Source organism: Rhizobium sp. PP-F2F-G48, assembly GCF_004342335.1.
GTDB lineage: Bacteria > Pseudomonadota > Alphaproteobacteria > Rhizobiales > Rhizobiaceae > Ferranicluibacter.
In genome coordinates, this window is sequence record NZ_SLVH01000003.1 from 331,555 (window position 1) to 349,095 (window position 17,541).

Genomic DNA, 17,541 nt, shown 5'->3' on the forward strand with positions numbered 1-17,541 from the left:
GGGACACGGTTCCACATGAAGGTCCTTCGCAACAGCGACCATCGCCGCATGCCGTGGAAGAACGGCGGCGGCGAGACCGTGGAGATCGCCGTCTTCCCGCCGAGCGCCTCGCTGGAGACGTTCGGCTGGCGGATCAGCATGGCTTCGGTGGCGACGGATGGGCCGTTCTCGATCTTTTCGGGTGTGGACCGGACCCTGTCGATCCTCGACGGGCGGGGCATGGTGCTGGAGATCGCGGGGCGCGAACCCGTAACACTGACGGTGCAGGATGCGCCGCTGGCCTTTCCCGCCGATGCCGCGACCGACGCGACGCTGGTGGATGGCGCGATCACCGATCTCAACGTGATGACACGGCGCGGGGCGTTCGGGCATACCGTCGAGCGGCGCATCATCGACGGAGCGACGACGGTGACGCGCCGGGGCGGGACGCTGATGCTGCTGTCGATGGGTGAGATCCGTGTGGGTTCGGTGCGGCTCGGTCGTCTCGATGCGATGCTGCTGGAGGGCGACGTCACCGTTGCGGCCGCTGAGCCGGTGGCGGTTTTTCTCGTGGGGATCGATCCGGCGGAGGGGGTATGACGGGTGGCCCCGTCCCTGTCATTTCCCGTGGGCTGTTTGATCCCGCGCGCTTCGGCGGTCGGGTTTAAGAATCTTTCCATCTCGAGGACGTGAGTTGGCTGGGTTCCGGATCGAATCCGAAAGACGGGACGAGAATGGATCCGTCTCGCCGCTCAAAGCGACGGATGTTCGAGGTCCGCTGGCGTGCCCTTTGCGGCGATGAAGCGGTTCATGGCTTCGAACGAAAACGCTTCGATGGGCAGGCGCGTGCCGCCGTCGAGGGCGAGGTCGGCGAGGATTTCGCCGACGACGCTGGTGAACTTGAAGCCGTGGCCGGAACAGGGGGACGCCACGACGATGCGCGGGTCGGACGGCAGGAGGTCGATCAGGAAGTCCTCGCTCGGCAGCATGGTGTAACGGCAGGTCGTCGCGCGGACGCGCAGGCCGGCCGCAACCGGCAGCCGGTGGCGGACGAACGCATCGAGCAGGTCCGTGTCGCGCGCATCGACCGGCGGATTGGGCGCATGCGGGTCGATTTCCTCCATGAAATGCGCGTGACGCCCGACCTTGATGCCATCGACGCCGATGGCCGGGAAGCCGAAATAGGAGCCCCCCTCGCCCTCGTCGCGAATGAAGGCGGGCATGCGCTGCGGGGTGGTGACGAAGCCGTCCTTCGGCTGGTACCAGGCGACGACCTGCTTGATCGGAACGGCCTTGCCGGCGAGATCCGGAACGAGGTCGGCGATCCACGATCCCGTGGCGACGATGACCTTGCCGGCGCTGATGCGCCCGGTGGCGGTTTCGATCGCGATGCCATCGGCTTCCGGGTGGATGGCGATGACCTTCTCTCCGAAATGCAGGGCCGCGCCATCGCTCGCGGCGAGCTTCACATAGCCCATGACGGCCGCTTCGGGCCGGAGATAGCCGCCCTGCGGATCGAGCACCGCGATCTCGTCGTCATCGATCGCAAAGGCGGGATGGCGCGCGCGCAGGGTCGCCGCGTCCAGCGTTTCGGCCGCCAGGCCGTAGATTTCGCTGCTCTTGCGCGTGCCGCTGACGATCTTGCTGTCGGGCAGGCCGATCTGCAGCACGCCGGTGATCGTCAAGATATCCTCGCGCAGCCGGCTCTCCATCGCCCGCCAATTGGCATAGGCGCGCTGCAGCAGCGGCACGTAGGAGGGATCTTCGAAATAGCCGAGGCGAATGAGGCGGCTATCGCCATGGGAGGAGCCGAGCCCATGGGCGGGATAAGAGGCATCGAACCCGATGACCGAAACGCCGCGGGCGGCCAGATGGGCCGCGGCCGCGCTGCCCATGGCACCGAGACCGACAATGGCGATATCGAAGCGGGCAGTCATGGGAAAATCCTTCCGGTCGTCGGCTTGCGCGTCATGGCGTGCCGGTCGTCAACGGCCCATCACACTCTGCAGAGAGGGATAAACCATATCGCGGCGCAGGGCGCGAGAGAGAAATTTTACAGCGATGATCGCGTCCGGTGGCCAGCGCTAGGCTTCAGGATGCGGGGCTCTCCACGGCGGGGATCGGCGGCAAGGTCGCCTGCGAAAACGTCGCGAAATCGAAGGCCGGCAGCGGGCCGGCCGTCATCAGGGTGAAATCGAACGAGGCTCTTCGGTCCGGGCCGAGCACGTATTGCCGGTGCACCCGCAGGAAATCGAGCTTGATGCGCTTGTAGCGCTCGGCCGTCAGGATGTGTTTCAGCCGGATCGTCACGATGCGCGCCGGCGGTGCATCGGGATGGCCGGAGGCTGCGACCACCTGCGCCTTGTAGAAATGGATCGAGTCCGTCAGGCATTGGACCTCCAGCCAGTCGAGCCCGGGGGCGCGCGCGAGAAGGCCGACACGGGCGCGCAGGCGGGTGGCCGGGCGAAGCAGCGCGCATTGCAGGATGGCGCCGCCGAGCGTGACGAAGGTGATGCGGTGCCCGCGCATCAAAGCCGGCTCGCGCTCCAGCAGAGCGCCGATGACATGGGCGGCGACGGTGGAGCCCATGCTGTGAGACGTGACCAGCACCTCGTCGCAGCCCGTGTCGCGTGCCTCGACAAGCACCGCGCGCGCGGACGCGATGGCTGTTTCCAGCCAGCGGTCGACATCCGGACGATCGAGCGACGCCATGGCGACGGCAAGCTCCCAATCGGCAAAGAGATGGAGCGTGTGCAGCCGCTCGGCGGGCGGCATGAGACCGTAGCGGAACAGCACGGCGGCGGCCGGCACGCTCCAGGCGAGGTTCCAGGCGGGGAAACCGAAGACCAGCGGAGCGAGTGCCGCGCCGAGGGCCGCGAGGACCGCCAGCGCGACCAGCAGGAACGGGAAGACGAAGAAGAGACCGAAGCGCCAGGCATGGCGGAAATAGCCGCTGAGCCCGCCCTGCCAGACCACCCGCGCCGCACTGGCATAACCTGCGAGCAGCCGCCGATGAAACGGCTTCTCCGCCAGCAGGGCGACCAGTCGGTGATGATCGAAGATGTGGACGCGGCTTTCCGTACCGGCCGTCCCCGTGGCGCCCGTCCCCGTGGCGTTCGTCCCCGTGGCGCCCGGCAATGCGCCGGTGACATCGAAGAAGGGGACATGTGCGCCGTCCACGAGAGGCCCGACGTCGAACGACAGGTCCCAGACGCGCGCGCTCTGGGCTGCGGCCCGGGCATAGCGCGCCCGATGCGCCTGCGCGTTCAGCGGCTCGAAGCCCGGGAAATGCAGGACGATCCGCCTGCGGACGATGGATGCGTCGCCTTGGATCATAAACCCACTCTCATCGTTCTTCCGGAAACCGGACTGCGCCCCCGCGGTTACCGAGCGGAATCTGGTGCGGCCAAAGCAGACCGCCGCTTCGTCACCGGACTTGCCTTTGACGCGGACTTGCCCTTGCCGCGGACGTGCCCTTGCCGCGGACTTGCCCTTCAGCCGGACTTGCTCTTTTTAAGGTGTGATGCATATCCGTCTTCAGACGCTCCATGCATCAGCCTGGAGGGTTTGGCAATCCTGCCCCGTCCTGACAAGGATGATGTTCGGCTGCCGTTCATATTCGAGGGCGCACACAGGACGACGACATCTCTCTGCCGAAGGCGGCAATATGGGTCGTTCCGTTTTGCGCTCGTTGTCTTGCCGATTGCCACCTTGAAAGGTTGATCCCATGCGTGCCGTGCTCTCTGTCCTTCTTCTCTCCTCCACCGCGCTTCTCGCCGGCTGCGTCGATGACGGCTCCGTCGGCAACGGCGTTCGCTATGATAGCGGCCCGCGCTATTCGTCGAGCGGCGTTTACATCCGCCAGTCGCGCTACGACACCTATCGCACGCCCGTCTATGTCGAGCGCGACCGCCGTCCCAACTATGACCGGTATGATCGCTCCGACCGATATGACCGTACACGGGACGACAACCGCGACCGCTACAGCAGCGACCGCCGCGTGCGCCGGGAAGCAGCAGACCGCGACGCCGGTGACAATGGCTACCGCCGCGACCGCGACGACGACCGCCGCGTGCCCCGCCGTCCCGTGGATATCTGCGAATATCCCTGCATCCGCTAATCTCCGCCGCCGATAACGGCAGGACGCGACGAAAACGAAACGGCGCCGCGCGCGCCGTTTCCTCGCGGCGCCGTTTTCTCGAGGTGCCGGGGCGCGCACAGCCAGATCCCTCTAGATTTCTCCCGATCCGCGCCTGACAGCACGGATCGACCAGCACAGGCCGACCAGCATGGGCCGACCAGCATGGGCCGACTGTTTGCCGGCCGGACGCTTGCGCCCGATCGGCCGCCCCTCGCACGCCGATGCCATGTCTGCGGGTGCCCTGTCTGCGAGTGCCTTAAAAGGCGGAGCCCCATAAGCGCAAGACAGTGAGCGGGCGCCATTTCGGCAGACAATCGGCAAGATTCTCACTGCCTAACGTTGTACTAAAAAATTCAAACTTTCTTTAGCTTGTCGCTGTAAGTTTTAGCGAACGGGCTGCAGGCATGATGCCGGCAGGTCCGACAGCATTCCATGACGCACTGGATCCTGCTGCCGCCCTGCCGGGGGCCGGCAAAGCCTTCGTGCGGCCATCATTTCCCATGCCCCCTCTTGCATCCCCCTTATGCCCCACGCCCCGAATTTGCCCGCAACGCGCATCGAGAGAGCCCATGTCCCTTTTTGAAAATGCCAAGGTCGGCACCAAGTTGATGATCACGTCCGGCGTGAGCATTCTGCTCGTGATCGGCATGATCTCGAACCAGACGATCAGCGATGCGAAAACGGCCGAGGGCAACGCTCTCCTGGAGCGCGAGCAGATCGTTCTCGACGGCGTCGTCAATGCCAAGCTTGCCTTGAGCAATATGCGGTTTGCCTCGCGCGGGCTGCGTCTCGTCAACAGCGACGCCGAAGCACAGAAGGCGATGGCCGACGTCAAGACCTATTTCGACAACGGGATCGCCGGGCTGCAAAAGCCGCTCGAGGTGGCGCCGGAGCGCGACACGCTGAAACAGATCGCCGCACGGCTGACGGATTACCAGACGATTTCGCAGAAGCGCACCGGCGATATTCTGGCGGCGTTTCAGAAGGTTGGCGGCCGAAAGCTGACGCTCGAGGAGATGGCGGCCGCCGTCGCCACCACCGCGACCGACAACACGAAGGTTGCGGAAACCGCAAACCAGCTCATCAACGACGCCGTGAAGAATGCGACCGAGATCACCGCCGAAGCGAAGGCATCGCTGCAGGCGATGGTCGCGCAGGCCCGCACCATCTCGCTGGCCATCAACGCGGCGATCATTCTCCTTCTCATCGCATCCGCCATCGTTCTGGTGCGCAGCGTCGGCCGCCCGATCCGCCTGATGACGCAGGCCATGCGCCAGCTGGCGGCCGGCCAGACCGACATCGTGCTCGGCCACACCGCGCGCAAGGATGAGATTGGCGAGATGGCCGACGCCGTCGAGGTGTTCCGCCAGTCCGCCATCAGCAACAAGCGGCTTGAGCAGGAGGCGGAAGCCGCCCGCGCCCACGCCGAAGCCGAACGCGAGCGCCTGACGGCCGAAGCCGAGGCCTCCGCCCGCGAGCGCATGCAGCAGGCGACGTCGGGCCTCGCCACCGGCCTGCGCCGTCTTGCGAGCGGCGATCTCGGCTTCCAGCTCGATCAGGCCTTCGCACAGGATTTCGAGGCGCTTCGCCACGACCTGAACGGCGCCATCGCCCAGCTGTCCGCCACACTGCTCTCCGTTGCCCAGGCGACGACGCAGATCGACAACGGCACGCGCGAGATCAGCCAGAGCACCGACGATCTCTCCCGCCGGACGGAACAGCAGGCCGCATCGCTGGAGGAAACCGCCGCGGCGCTCGACGAAATCACCGTCAACGTCACGAATTCGTCGAAACGCGCCGAAGAGGCCCGCTCGGTCGCCGTGCAGGCGAACACGAGCGCCGGACACTCCGGACGGGTCGTGGCGGACGCGGTCGATGCCATGCAGAAGATCGAGCAGTCCTCGAGCCAGGTCGCCAACATCATCAGCGTCATCGACGAGATCGCCTTCCAGACCAACCTGCTCGCGCTCAACGCCGGCGTCGAAGCGGCACGCGCCGGGGAAGCCGGCAAGGGCTTCGCCGTCGTCGCCCAGGAAGTGCGCGAACTCGCCCAGCGCTCGGCCAAGGCTGCCAAGGAAATCAAGGACCTGATCCGCATTTCCTCGGTCGAGGTGCAGGGCGGCGTGAAGCTCGTCAGCGAAACGGGCGAGGCGCTGAAGACCATCGAAGGCTACATCGTCACCATCAACCAGCATATGGACGCGATTGCCACATCGGCCCGCGAACAGTCGGTCGGCCTGTCGGAGGTCAACACGGCGGTCAACCAGATGGACCAGGTGACGCAGCAGAACGCGGCCATGGTGGAGGAAAGCAATGCGGCGAGCGCCACGCTTGCCGGCGAAGCCGAACGCCTGCGCGACCTCATCAGCCGCTTCCAGTTCGGCGAGATCAAACGCACCCCCACCCGGGAGCCCGTCGCCGCCGCCAATGCCAGCTACCGCCCCGCCCCCTCCCCGGCCCGCAAGATGAACACCCAGATCGCCCGCTCCTTCGCCGGCAACGCCGCCGTGCAGCAGACCTGGGAAGACTTCTGATCCATCGGATCGAAGGTCGACAGCACGAGGACGCCATCCGCGAGACATCGCGGGTGGCGTTTTTTCATTGTGGGGCGTGTCGGTCAGTTTGACGGGAGGCGGTCGCGGGGGCGGATCAGGCCGACGTTTCGTGGAGGCTATCCGCGGGGGTGGGGATTTGCGTGCCGACGGTCGAAAGTGGTGACGGGCGGTCGTGACGGATGCTCACGAGCATCTGTCCTAACGTCACGGCTATGCCGCGATCCAGAAGCTGACGTTAAAATGTGGAAAAATGGTACGGTTGGGGGGTCTCGAACCTCCGACCTCAGGTGCCACAAACCTAAGGCCTATCGTTATTGCAAGATTCCGATCAGGATCGAGGTCTTTCATTTCATCGATAAACTGTTGACAAAAATCGATATTTTTCGATAATCGCCGTCAATTCAAGACACAAGCATCCACCCTCGACATCGACCAAAAGTCATCCGGGACATGCGCCCGAAGGCGGGGACGTGGACCTTGCGGCGCTGTATCGAGAAAACGATCGAGGACAAGACGGCAGACACTTCAGCGAAGCCGTAGGCGGCTGCCATCGATACGGGGCGAGGACGACATCCATGTCCACCGTTCATCAACGCTTGCCGTCGTTAAGCGGCTCGGTGCCCGCGACACTCTCACGAAGAAACGCGCGACGTCCGTCGACCTTCTGGCGGCCAACGGGATCAAATGGTAGACCCCGCACGATCTGCGCCGGACCATCACCAAGGTCCTCGATGAGGCCGGCATTCCCGGCGGTGCATCGGTGGTGCTTGCTCACGAAGTGAGACGTACCGAGAAATTGGACGTGGAAGACGACGAGTCGCGCGAGCAGCGCATTGCCCGGATCACGAGGCTCGCCTATGGCGGCGCGCAGCACCTGCATCTGAAGCGGAAGCGGAAGGCCATGACGATCTGGACGGATGCGGTTCTGGATGAATACGTGAGGATGAGGTCGGAACGAAAGCCCGTCAACAAGTGACCTGCATATTCAGAGGGCCACGGCAATTGCTAAGTTGCGATCAGTAGCATACGCGGCTGGCAACGAATTCTCGACAGAAGCGATCAAATCCAAAAGTAGCCGAAGTGTGCTGTCTCCCTGAAATTGTCAAGAAGCAAAGACGTGATCCTTTTATTGAGACATAGGAAAAAATTTATTCGTCGTGGTCCTCGCGTGCTGAGTTAGCACCGCTCGGCCGGTCATGGCTTCTGGTTGCATTTCCGAGAACGTAACCGGCAATGCCACTCAGAATTGAAACAATGCCCTCTGATTGAATTCGGCCAACGGTAGCCAGAATGCAAGCACCAACTACTATAACAATAACGGTGATCATCTGTAGCGTGCCCGCTCGTTCGATCATGTTCGAAAGCGTAACAGCACCGCCCGCTTTCGTCTTATAAAATGCGAACGTGATGACGACAGTTGCTCCAAGCACAATCAGAGCAAGTGATATAGTGGAGTAAAGGGCAACCTCTGACAAATATCGATAGGCATTTTCATCCATAGGTGACATTCCCTTAACCTTTCAGAGTTTTCAGAGGCAGAGCTTGCAACGTATGCGGGTTGGAGTCGATAGGGTTTCTCTCATATTTCTTTTGACGGGTTAGATACTTTGGACTTCGCAACTCGTTTATCGGAATGCCAATAAGTGCGCGGTGTCGTGGATACGGCGGTGATAGGCCGATAATCTGCATCTAATGCCGCCTATAGATATGTCGCACCTCCACTTATTCGCCGCTTGGTCCCTGCACAGGATCGCCACACCATTGCCTACAGGACTCCGAACGCAAGAACAGGCAAGAGACGTGAGCGACAACCCCGAAGCATTCCACGCGCTGCGCAGACGGCTTATTCCTTCGTCAACGAGCACGGCAAGGATGGCGATGCCCTGCGGCGTGTCTGCGAGGACTTCATGCGCCGGTGGCGCGAGGCCCGTGGTGCGGCCGGTACGAGTGCGAAGGACGACAGGGTCCTGATCCAGACGGTCGTTCGGTGGACGCTGAACAGGTACAACCGCCCGCGCTACAGGCCGAAGCGCACCCGGGAGGAACGGGCGGCGGCGTTTCTCATAACACCGGAAGCATTCCGGATATCAAAGGAAGACTTCGGGCGGGCGTCTATCCGCAATACGGCGCGGATCACCGGCCAGTCAAAAAGCACGGTTGCCCGTCACCTGTCGCGGCAGGGCATTGCCCCACGCCGTGAGGCGAGAATCCGCAAGCTGTCGAAGACCGGCCAGCAGCTCATCCGGATTCTTGACGAGACGTTCGACCGCCGCGCAGCAGGTATTGTCCAACTGGACCGACTGAGCGCCGCCCTGTGGGACGGGACGGATACGCGCCAAGTCCCGGTGACGACGCGGGCCTCCCGGAGGAAGAAGCTCAAGACCTTGTTGACGGAGATTTCCACGGCCGACCTGAGCTACAGCATCGTTATCGTCGATGAAATCGTTTTCGTTCATCGTGGCCGCCGTTTCCCGTCGCTGTCGGAGGCCGCCACATGGATTGCCGAGGAAAAGCGGCTGGGCTGCTATGCTTCGATCCGGCATCCGTCTCCCGATGCCGGGGAGATGCAGTATCGCCGCGCTCGCTAAAATGCATGCGTGGATCGTGTAGCTGCCTTGCGCCGTGAGGTTCTGCTCCTCGGCGCTACCCAGCTCATTTTCTAGAATAGCATCTTTTTCAGGATTGCGACGCAGCAGACCGGACTGCTTAGAAAGCGTCGAACTGCCCTTCCGGAACACACCAAAATGTTTCAGACGTGTTCCATAGCGGCGTTATCGCAACATACCCCTGATCTTGCAAAAGACGGGTCATTGCTAATCGGCTAATTTAATTGTGGAAAAATGGTACGGTTGGGGGGTCTCGAACCTCCGACCTCAGGTGCCACAAACCTGCGCTCTAACCAACTGAGCTACAACCGCACGAACAAGCATGTCGCTTGGCCGCGTCATTACGGCCATGGGTTCGGTTTGGCAAGTCCGAACTTCGATTATTCGCCAAAAAACCGGGCGGTTTCCCGTCCGGTTCTGGATTCAGGCAGCGTTCAAGGCGGCTCGATCAGGTGCGGGTGATGCCCGACATGGCCTTTTCGGCGGCGTCCTTGGTCGGCTTGACGAGGTTTTCGGCAACCTTGCGGGTGGTTTCCTGCATGGCGCGGGCCTGCTCCATGGCAAGCTCGGCCTGTTTGCGGATGAAGGCCGTCTGCAGTTCGAAGACTTCCGACAGCGACTTGCAGGCGATCAGCGCTTCCATGTGGGAGAGCGACGTTTCGGCATTGGTGCGCAGGGCGTCGATGGCCTTCAGGCTCAGCTCGACCGTTCCGGACTGGGCGCTCTCGACCGTGGCTTCCAGCGTCTTGCCGGCTTCTTCCGCGGCCGTCTTCATCTTCGCATAGGCTTCGCGGGACTGGGTCGCGCCCTTTTCGGCGAAGTCGCGGAAGGTTTCGGTGACCTTGTTCGGGTCGAAATTTGCGGTGGAGAAGATGTCCTGGGTCATCGGCTTGTCCTGGCTGGCTGGTGTGGCTGCCCGCTGTCGATCGACAACGGTTTTTCGTCTCTGCACTCTCTCTAGCATCGTTTATGTTGCAGTGCAACATAATTTTGCATCGCACCATGCGTCGTTTCGGTACATTAACCTTGCATTAGGAAAGAGGCCGGTTTTCACTGCGAAAGCGTCGTGCAAACTGGACCCTTCCGGGGGGCGCGGGTATTAATAGTCTATTAACGCATCCGGAGACCCGAGACCTCCGCAAGAGCCGGATAGAAGAATGCCCGTGAAATCCTACCCCTTCATCGACATCGCCGTGCATGACCGCGTGCGGGAGCATTTTGCGCGCGGCGACGCGGCCATTCTGTTTGCGCCGGATCTTTCGCGGGTGCTGTGGTCGAATGGCGAAGGTGCCGCGCTGTTCGGGCTGGGGTCGATCTATGATTTCCTCGATAGCGGACTGGACGGCGGGGCCGGCGTCGCTGGCGTCGCCTTCCGGCAGTTGCAGGCGACCGCGCGCCAGCTGCGGGAAATCGGGGAAACGCGCCGCTTCATGATGCGCCTGTCCTCAGGCTTCCGGAGCACGACCGTGACCGCCGCGCTGGCGCTGATCCATGTGCGGGCGGGCGAACGGGCCATCCTCTTTACCGCGCCGCGCGCAGCCCCCACACGGGGCGGCCTCCCCGCCTCTGTTTCGGACACCGCCGCGCGGATGATTTCCGGCTTCGACGACCCGGACACGCATATGGCGGTGCTCGATGGCGACGGGGCCGTGCTTGCCGCCTCGCCGCAGTTTCAGGCGCTCGGCATGACGCAGCAGACGCTTCTGTCGCTGGTCGAAGCCGTCGGCCGCGATAGCGACTGGCTGCTGAAGCGTCCCGTTCTGACCGGCAAGGGCACGCTGCCGGCAGCCATCGGCAAGGTTTCGGCCGATCCGGCGCTGCACCTGCTCTTCGCGGTGGAGACGATCCTCGGGCATATGGATGCGACGACCGACTTTGGCGCGCCGGCGCAAGCCGTGGCTGTGCCAGAGGCGGTTCTGGTACCGGATACGATCGCAGAGCCGCGCGAGACGGAGCCGCCGGAAACGATTGCGGCGCCGACGCCGACTGCGACCGATGTTGAACCCGACACGGCGGTGGCCGATCTGGTCGAGCCGATCGCGCCCTTGCACGATGTGGATGCGGGTAACGAAGAGGCTACGGACGCCATCCTTGGGAATGAGGACGAACGCATCGCTGACGGCTCCGAGGAAGAGGTGCCCGGCGATGCGGTGACGGAGATGGTTGACGACCGTCTGCCGGTGGAAGAGCCCGCGGATGCCACGCCGCTCGCTGCCACCGAAAGCGATGACGCGGAAGGCGCGAGCATCGATACGGCCGATGCCGACGAGCAGGATGATGAACATGCCGACGAGCCTGTCGAGGTCGCCGAGACGAGTGACGCGCTCAGTGCCGACGGCGCGGACGAAGGTGACGATGTCGCCGGTCTTGAGCCCGCGGGCTTCGTGTTCGATCCGGCCATGCGCTCCATCCGGTTTGTCTGGAAGATCGGGGCCGATGGGCGCTTCAGCGAAATTTCGCGCGAGTTCGCGCGCGCCGTCGGCCCGCAGGCCGCGGATGTTCTGAGGCAGAGTTTTGCGGATCTCGCCGCGCGCTTCGCGCTCGACCCCGACAGGACCATCGTCGATCTGTTGAACCGGCGCGATACCTGGTCGGGCAAGACCGTGCTGTGGCCGGTCGAGGGCGAGGCACTGTGCGTTCCCGTCGACCTCGCGGCTCTGCCGACATACTCGCGCAACCGGGAGTTCGACGGTTTTCGCGGCTTCGGCATCGTGCGGGTTTCCGACGCTGTCGCAGACCCTTCGGCCCGTGGGCTCAACCTTGCCGCGCTGCCGGCCATCGTTCATCCGGCGCTTGCCGGTGAAGACGCAGAGTTGACGAGCACGGACGAGACTGCGCCCGTGCCGGACGAACATGCCGAAGGCGATGCGCGGCGCGAGACGCTGGAGGATGACGGATCTTTCTTCCTTGCAACGGACGATGCGACGTCGTCGGCCGAAGAGGCCAATGCAGCTGCGTCCGAGGTTGACGCCCCCGACCCTGCCGAGGACGGACTGCCGCGCGATCCCTTCATGGGCGAGCGCCCGGCCCTCAAGCTGGTGGAAACGCCCTTGCGGCGGCATTCCGACAAGGTCGTGCCGATCGACAACGCCCGCCCGGCGGGCAGCGAGACCCTGACGCGAAGCGAGCAGGCCGCCTTCCGCGAGATCGCGCGGCAATTGACGACGACCTTCGGCAAGCGGACGGAGCCGCCGGCCCCGCCGGTCGAGGACGGGACGGATGCTGGCGCGCCGGATGTCGGGGCCGACGACAGCACACGCCTTCGCGACGAAACGCAGGGCGAGGATGCGCCCGTGGCGGCGGAGCTGGAAATCCGTGACGCGGCGACATCGGGAGATGCGGTCGGCACCGAGATGGCCGACGACGGTGAAACGTCGATGGCCGACGAGAAGGACGATGCCGCGCCCCTCCATGAGGCTGGAGCTGCGGCCGAGCCCGAGCCCGACGACACGACGGTAGCCGACGAAGCAATCGACGGGGATGAGGCCGCGGCCGGCTCCACGGATGATCGGGATGTGGCGCTGAGCCCGGCGATGATCGACCGCATGGAGAGCGCGGTGCTGATCCATAGCGGCGACGAGCTCTATCATGCGAACGCCGCTTTTCTCGCGCTGACCGGCTATCAGACGCTGCAGGATCTGCGCGTTGAGGGCGGCATCGACGCGTTGTTCGTCGGCGAGGATGAAGGCATTCTCGACGTGCCCCCGGGCGCCATGATGATGATCCGCAACGACGGACGCCTCGTGCCGGTGACGGCGCGGCTGCAGGCCATGCGGTTCGACGACAAGGGCGTTGCGCTGATGATGTCGCTGGCCGTGGCGGAAACGCCGGCGGAGACGACCCCCGATGCGGGCGAAGCGCTGGTCGAGGAATTGGCCGTTGCCGAGCCTGAGGCCAGCACGACCGAGACCGTTGAGGCGACCGCTTTAGGTTCGTCAATACTTACCAATAACGACGCCATCGTGGCGGCGGAGGCGCGGGCCGAGGCGCTTCAGATCGAGACCGAGGAGCTTCGCGCCATTCTGGAAACGGCGACGGACGGCGTGGTGGTGATGGGCGCGGAGGGCGATATCCGCTCGCTGAACCGCTCGGCCAATGCGCTGTTCAACTACAATGATGCGGATGTCATTGGTAAGCCTTTTGCTACATTGTTTGCCCATGAAAGCCAGCGTGCGGTGATGGATTATCTCGCGGGCCTCGCCGGCCATGGGGTTGCCAGCGTGCTCAACGACGGACGCGAAGTGATCGGCCGGGAGGCCTCCGGTGGGTTCATTCCGCTGTTCATGACCATGGGCCGCCTCTCCTCCTCCAACGGCTACTGCGCCGTCATTCGCGACATCACGCAGTGGAAGCGCACGGAGGAAGAACTGCGCAGCGCCAAGCGCGCGGCGGAAACGGCCAATGCGCACAAGACCGATTTTCTGGCGCGCGTCAGCCACGAGATCCGCACGCCGCTGAATGCGATCATTGGCTTTTCCGACATGATGGCGAGCGAGCATTTCGGCCCGATCGGCAGCGCGCGCTACATCGAATATGCGAGCGACATCGGGCGCTCGGGTCGCCATGTGCTGGATATCGTCAACGATCTCCTGGATATCTCGAAGATCGAAGCCGGCGAAATGGAGCTGGACTTTGCCGCCGTCGAGATCAACGAGGCGGTTTCCGAAGCCGTATCGCTGGTGCAGCCGCAGGCCAATGCGCAGCGTGTCATCATCCGCACCTCGCTGTCGACCTCGGTCCCCAGCGTCGTTGCCGACAACCGGTCGATCAAGCAGATCGCGCTCAACATTCTCGCCAACGCCATCCGCTTCACGCCGGCCGGCGGGCAGATCGTGGTGTCCACCGCTTATGAGGCGAATGGGAGCGTGATGCTGCGCATCCGCGATACCGGGGTCGGCATGACGCGGACCGAGCTCGAACAGGCGATGAAGCCATTCCGCCAGGTCACGACCGGCGCCCGCAAGCGGGGCGAAGGAACCGGACTCGGCCTGCCGCTGACGAAGGCCATGGCCGAAGCCAACCGTGCGCTGTTTTCCATCAACTCGGCGCCGAACGAGGGAACGCTTGTGGAGATCACCTTCCCGTCGCAGCGGGTGCTGGCCAACTGATTGCGAAGCCTTCGCTAAGACAGGTATTTCGAAAGGGAGGCATTTCGAAAGGGAGGCAGCCATGAAAGGCTGCCTCAAGTTGAATGCTTTCGAACACGTACAGACGACATCATGTCGGAGATCCGGCCTTGCCGGCACATGGCGCATCATGGCCACGCGAGAGCCCGACAATGCGCATGGCGGCATAACGAAGTCTTAACGCCGGCTCCCTGCAATCTTGTGATTGAAACACGATCCGAAACATCTAGAACGTGTCGCAATCCGACAGGACCGGGCCTTGCGCGCTCCTAGGACCTTCCCCACGTCCCGCAAGGCCGTCGGACACATTTGCGTGACAGGCAAGATATCTTGAGATCTTAGAGGTTCGCGTCGAGGTCCAGCACCTCCGGATTGCCGAGAGCCTCCCTATTCTTCCCGAGACGCCCGTGCACGATCTCGCGGGAGGCCCGACGCCAGCCAGCTCCGATCAATCCAGCCACGGTGGTGGAGTCGAATAGCCGGTCGCCGGTCGTCAGGCCGCAATGCAGGACATGGCACTTCAGGGACTGGACGGACATGCCACCGGCCGAATACGCCATGCATTTCGGCACGCCCGTGATGCCCGGGGAAAAGAGAAGATAGAGCGGAAACGGTAGCCGGCAAAATGACGGTTCGCGCGCCTCGAAAGTGCACACGGCGCGGCCTGTGCTCCCTCGACCGTCCGTGGGACTGTGCGGCGATGTCTCGCCTGCCTCGTCTCTCCACATGACGAAAGCCCGGCAGAGGTCTTGCCGGGCTTTCGATCACGACCGGCGGCTGGATCAGCCGCGGCCCTGGGTCACGATGACAGGGATCATCAGGTCGCCCCAGTTGCCTTCGCCGGCGTGGTGGCGGGCGGAGCGGACGAGCTCGACCGAAACGCCGGCCTCGACGGCCTTCATGATGGTGTGGTTCAGGCGGTGCAGATCATTGGCAACCATGCGGATCGCAGCCTGCTGATCGGTGGTCATGCTGGATGCCTGTTCGTCTGCGCGTTCCTTGACGCGGGTCTGGATCGTCATCGTCGTCGTCCTTTCTTATCGGCGTTATGAATCGAGAGTTTTGAATCGTTTCAGGTGATGGGCCGGGCGTGGATGGTCGTCGTGTGGCCGTTGACGCGAAGGCGGGCGCGAACCAGCTTCGTTGCCTGGTCGCCGGACCTTGCAACCAAGGCAGGAACGAAGTCTCTCTGGCGGAGGTGCTTCCAGAGGCGGTTCGCGCCGTTGAAGGCCGGCAGGAAGCGATCGGCGACGAGGCCACGAAGGAGCGCCATATCTTTCACCGGAAAGCGTTTCACGATGGCGCCGACATTCCTGCTCAAGGCGGATGGCATCGTCGTGTCAAATTTGGTCATGAGATCCTCCTCTCTCCTGGAGCGCTGCGAAGGATGTCTCCATCCCGCTCATGTTCCATATTCGGAGATGTAGCGGAGCGCGGTTTCTTTCGCCAATAGTTTCATAGGTTTGCGACGGCGAAAGAGGTTATGCTGTCTTGTCTTTTACATCACGGCTCTGTAATATTGTAAAAACAGTCAAAGCCCTGAGGGTCAGCGCGGTGTCAAAGGTGTAATGGCCGAAAACAAGATCTTTGCCGGGCCGCGGGTCCGCCGTATCCGCAACGGGCTCTCGCTGACGCAGACGGCGATGGCCGAGGCGCTTGGCATTTCGCCGTCCTATCTCAACCTGATCGAGCGAAACCAGCGGCCGCTGACGGTTCAGCTCCTCCTGAAGCTCGCCGCCGTCTACCAGATCGACCTTGCCGAGTTGCGCGGACAGGCGGACGACAGTCTCGGCGAGCTTCGTGCCGTGTTTTCAGATCCGCTGCTGTCGGGCGAGCTGCCGGGGGATCAGGAGCTGATCGAGATCGCGGAAGCGGCGCCGAATGCGGCCATGGGGTTGATCAAGCTCTACCGGGCCTATCAGGAGCAGGGTTCCCGGCTGAAGGACCTGACGCGCCTGCTCTCCGGGCAGGACCAGGCCGCAGCGCTCAGCGGCGCCCGCCTGCCGATGGACGAGGTACGCGAGATCTTCGAGAACCGGCCCTATCATTTCCCGCAGATCGATGCCGCGGCCGAGGCGTTCCATCAGCGGCTGAGCCCCGGCGACGATCTGCAGACGGCGCTGAAGGACTGGTTGCGGCGTGACCACGGCCTCGTCGTGCGCACGCTGCCGATCCATGTCATGCCGGATCTTCGCCGCCGGTTCGATCGGCATTCGTTGCGCCTGTTCCTGTCGGAGCGGCTTTCGGCCGAGGACCAGCTCTGCGAGATCGCCATGGAAGCCGCGCATTTCGCCATGCCGGAGGCGCTGGCCGAAGAGCTCGAGGGGCTGCCGCTCACCTCCGGCGAGGCGCGGCGCATCGCCCGGTTCGAGCTTGCCCGCTATGCGGCTCTGGCGCTGATGATGCCGTATGCGACCTTTCTCGACCTCTGTCGGCGCGTCCGGTTCGACATCGACCTCGTGCGGGTGCGGATGCGGGTGAGCTTCGAGCAGGCGGCCAGCCGCATGGTGACGCTGCAGCGGAGCGGTGCGCTCGGGCCTCCCTTTTTCCTCATGGAAATCGACCATGCCGGCAACCGGCTGCGCGCGCGGGGGGCGACCGGCTTTCCGCACCGGGCCTTCGGCGGCGGATGCGTGAAGCTGAACGTGCACGCGACCTTTGCCCAGCCGGGGCAGATCCTGGTCGAGCGCGCCGAGATGCCGGGCGGTGCCGGCTTTCTGCTCGTTGCGCGCACGACGGACGGGCCGCGTTCTGGCTTCAACGAGCGGGTGCGGCGCACCGCACTTCTGCTCGGCTGCGAGGGCGCCCAGGCCGCCGAGACGGCCTATGCCGCGGTCTGTGAGCCCCCGCTTGCCATCGGCACCGCCTGTCGCCTCTGCGAGCGCCAGGGCTGTCTCGCGCGGGCCGAACCGCCGGTCACGCGCCCGCTCGGGCTGGACGAAATGGTGGCCGGACTGAGCGTCTTCGACTTCCAGTGAAGGCGAGGCGAACCATGGCACCACCGGCTTGGCGTGGATCGCGCTTCGGCATGACCTTCGCAGGTGCGAAAGGCCTTGAGCTTCGCCTGAAAGCTGCTTAACCTTTCGTTACGCGCCCGAGGGCGCGAACAATCGCGGCGCAGGTCGCGAACAATA

At 63.7% G+C, this 17,541-nt stretch carries 14 protein-coding genes and 1 tRNA gene; 7 read left to right on the forward strand and 8 right to left on the reverse strand.

The genetic code is table 11. The features are described 5' to 3' along the window. Positions 1 to 15 precede the first annotated feature (15 nt). Positions 16 to 579 carry a HutD family protein gene (locus tag C8J36_RS09495; protein WP_132534370.1) on the forward strand — a complete coding sequence of 188 codons (564 nt, stop codon included), beginning with the start codon at positions 16 to 18 and terminating at the stop codon, positions 577 to 579. Between the two features lie 152 nt (positions 580 to 731). Here the strand turns inward: C8J36_RS09495 and solA are convergent, their stop codons facing one another. Together solA and C8J36_RS09505 are read right to left on the reverse strand one after the other, a co-directional pair. Then, complete coding sequence (gene solA, locus C8J36_RS09500) at positions 732 to 1,916, reverse strand: N-methyl-L-tryptophan oxidase (protein WP_132534372.1); 1,185 nt, start codon at positions 1,914 to 1,916, stop codon at positions 732 to 734. Positions 1,917 to 2,070: 154 nt separating this feature from the next. Continuing rightward, positions 2,071 to 3,315, reverse strand: a complete 1,245-nt coding sequence (locus C8J36_RS09505; protein WP_132534374.1) for a hypothetical protein — start codon at positions 3,313 to 3,315, stop codon at positions 2,071 to 2,073. A 391-nt stretch (positions 3,316 to 3,706) separates the two neighbouring features. Here C8J36_RS09505 and C8J36_RS24875 point away from each other — a divergent pair, with 391 nt between their 5' ends. From C8J36_RS24875 to C8J36_RS24880, 3 genes are all read left to right on the forward strand, one after another. Continuing rightward, entirely contained in the window at positions 3,707 to 4,099 is a 393-nt protein-coding gene (locus tag C8J36_RS24875) for a hypothetical protein (RefSeq protein WP_165915012.1), read from the forward strand. 590 nt (positions 4,100 to 4,689) lie between these two features. After that, positions 4,690 to 6,654: a HAMP domain-containing methyl-accepting chemotaxis protein gene (locus tag C8J36_RS09515; protein WP_245506512.1), complete on the forward strand. Its 1,965-nt coding sequence runs from the start codon at positions 4,690 to 4,692 to the stop codon at positions 6,652 to 6,654. 823 nt (positions 6,655 to 7,477) lie between these two features. Further along, positions 7,478 to 7,651, forward strand: coding sequence for a hypothetical protein (locus tag C8J36_RS24880; RefSeq protein ID WP_165915013.1), 174 nt, complete (start codon positions 7,478 to 7,480; stop codon positions 7,649 to 7,651). 172 nt (positions 7,652 to 7,823) lie between these two features. Here C8J36_RS24880 and C8J36_RS09520 read toward each other — a convergent pair whose 3' ends face one another. After that, positions 7,824 to 8,174 carry a hypothetical protein gene (locus tag C8J36_RS09520; RefSeq protein ID WP_132534378.1) on the reverse strand — a complete coding sequence of 117 codons (351 nt, stop codon included), beginning with the start codon at positions 8,172 to 8,174 and terminating at the stop codon, positions 7,824 to 7,826. Between the two features lie 408 nt (positions 8,175 to 8,582). On the opposite strand from C8J36_RS09520, the gene C8J36_RS09525 reads away from it, so the two are divergent. After that, entirely contained in the window at positions 8,583 to 9,263 is a 681-nt protein-coding gene (locus C8J36_RS09525) for a hypothetical protein (RefSeq protein ID WP_132534380.1), read from the forward strand. Positions 9,264 to 9,516: 253 nt separating this feature from the next. Here the strand turns inward: C8J36_RS09525 and C8J36_RS09530 are convergent. Further along, positions 9,517 to 9,593: transfer RNA gene (locus C8J36_RS09530), tRNA-His, on the reverse strand. A gap of 136 nt (positions 9,594 to 9,729) precedes the next feature. Next, positions 9,730 to 10,167 (reverse strand): phasin, encoded by a 438-nt coding sequence (locus C8J36_RS09535; protein WP_062595048.1) that lies wholly within the window; start codon positions 10,165 to 10,167, stop codon positions 9,730 to 9,732. Positions 10,168 to 10,438: 271 nt separating this feature from the next. On the opposite strand from C8J36_RS09535, the gene C8J36_RS09540 reads away from it, so the two are divergent. Then, on the forward strand, positions 10,439 to 14,389 hold the full coding sequence (locus C8J36_RS09540) for a PAS domain S-box protein (RefSeq protein WP_132534382.1): 3,951 nt from the start codon (positions 10,439 to 10,441) through the stop codon (positions 14,387 to 14,389). A 356-nt stretch (positions 14,390 to 14,745) separates the two neighbouring features. Here C8J36_RS09540 and C8J36_RS25720 read toward each other — a convergent pair whose 3' ends face one another. The 3 genes from C8J36_RS25720 to C8J36_RS09555 all read right to left on the reverse strand — a co-directional run bounded on the left by C8J36_RS25720 (position 14,746) and on the right by C8J36_RS09555 (position 15,761). Then, complete coding sequence (locus C8J36_RS25720; RefSeq protein ID WP_132534384.1) at positions 14,746 to 14,946, reverse strand: hypothetical protein; 201 nt, start codon at positions 14,944 to 14,946, stop codon at positions 14,746 to 14,748. 243 nt (positions 14,947 to 15,189) lie between these two features. Beyond that, complete coding sequence (locus C8J36_RS09550) at positions 15,190 to 15,429, reverse strand: hypothetical protein (protein WP_062595051.1); 240 nt, start codon at positions 15,427 to 15,429, stop codon at positions 15,190 to 15,192. A 50-nt stretch (positions 15,430 to 15,479) separates the two neighbouring features. Then, positions 15,480 to 15,761: a hypothetical protein gene (locus C8J36_RS09555; protein WP_132534386.1), complete on the reverse strand. Its 282-nt coding sequence runs from the start codon at positions 15,759 to 15,761 to the stop codon at positions 15,480 to 15,482. Positions 15,762 to 15,975: 214 nt separating this feature from the next. Here C8J36_RS09555 and C8J36_RS09560 point away from each other — a divergent pair, with 214 nt between their 5' ends. After that, the gene (locus tag C8J36_RS09560; protein ID WP_132534388.1) at positions 15,976 to 17,385 is read left to right on the forward strand and encodes an XRE family transcriptional regulator; all 1,410 of its coding nucleotides are present in this window, start codon (positions 15,976 to 15,978) and stop codon (positions 17,383 to 17,385) included. Positions 17,386 to 17,541: the final 156 nt, after the last annotated feature.